We start from the raw sequence: 1243 nt of genomic DNA on the forward strand, positions 1-1243 counted from the left end.
AGGTGCTCTCGGCGCTCTGAAGGGAAGCGCTCGGCGTCGCAAGACATCGCCCGACGCGGCACTCGAAAAAGAGAATCGTCGCCTCCGGCGGGAGAATGACCGGCTGAAAGAGAACCTGCGCAAGGCAAACCTCGTGATCGACGTGCAGGGAAAAGTCTCGCGGCTGCTGGGGATCGAAGTCGACGAAGGGAAGAACACTTGAAGATGGCTACCGACCTGGCGCGGGAAGTCGGGGTACTCCCGGCTTGCCGTGCCCTCGGTGTTTCTCGCGCCACCGTCTATCGTCGTCGCCAATCCGCACCGGGAAACCGGCAGCCGCGCCCCACCCCTTCCCGGGCGCTGACTGCCAAAGAACGGCAGGAGATCTCCGGCATCATCTGCTCCGAGCGTTTCGTCGACTGCTCTCCTGCAGAGATCTTCGCCACCCTGCTCGATGATGGGCGCTACCTCTGCTCCGAAAGGACCATGTACCGTATCCTTGCCGCCAACGCCGCTGCAGGCGATCGCCGCAACCAACTCGTTCACCCGAAGTACGAAAAACCCCGACTGCTCGCCACCGCCCCCAATCAGGTCTGGTCCTGGGACATCACCAAGCTTCTCGGACCCACCCAATGGACCTACTACTACCTTTACGTCATCCTCGACATCTTCAGCCGCTATGCCGTCGGATGGATGGTCGCCGACCGCGAAAACGCCGCCCTCGCCGGCAGGCTGATCAACGAAACTTGTGCCAAGTACGGCATCTCTCCCGGTGAACTGATCCTCCATTCCGACCGCGGATCCCCGATGACCGCCAAGTGCACCGCCCAGCTCCTGGCCGATCTCGGCGTCGTCCGATCTCTCAGTCGCCCCCACGTCTCCGACGACAATCCCTACTCCGAAGCTCACTTCAAGACGCTCAAGTACCAGCCGGGTTTCCCCAACCGCTTTTGCGGGCACGATCACGCCATCTCTCATTGCCGCGTCTTCTTCCCCTGGTACAACAACCATCACCATCATGGGGCCCTCGCCATGCTCACTCCGGCCGACGTGCATTTCGGCCGGACCACGGCCGTCATTCAAAAACGCCAAAGAGTCCTCGACGATGCTTTCCGCGCCCATCCAGAACGCTTCGTTCATGGCAGGCCAAGGCACCCAGATCCCCCCTCAGAATCCTGGATTAACCCACCCATGGAGGAATTGTCCCTACGAGTTGCTCAGTAGGATCAAACCCGGAGTGTCTCAAAGTCGTTGACAGGCTCCG

The 1243-nt window shown here is 61.1% G+C and carries 2 protein-coding genes; both read left to right on the top strand.

All coding sequences use genetic code 11. From position 1 onward, the window contains the following. The coding region (locus Q9Q40_13450) for a hypothetical protein (GenBank protein ID MDQ7008225.1) at positions 1-202 on the top strand (202 nt) is incomplete at its 5' end. Positions 203-204: 2 nt separating this feature from the next. After that, positions 205-1203 carry an IS3 family transposase gene (locus Q9Q40_13455; protein ID MDQ7008226.1) on the top strand — a complete coding sequence of 333 codons (999 nt, stop codon included), beginning with the start codon at positions 205-207 and terminating at the stop codon, positions 1201-1203. Positions 1204-1243 lie beyond the last annotated feature (40 nt).

It is taken from the genome of Acidobacteriota bacterium (assembly GCA_030949985.1).
Taxonomy (GTDB): domain Bacteria; phylum Acidobacteriota; class Polarisedimenticolia; order J045; family J045; genus JALTMS01.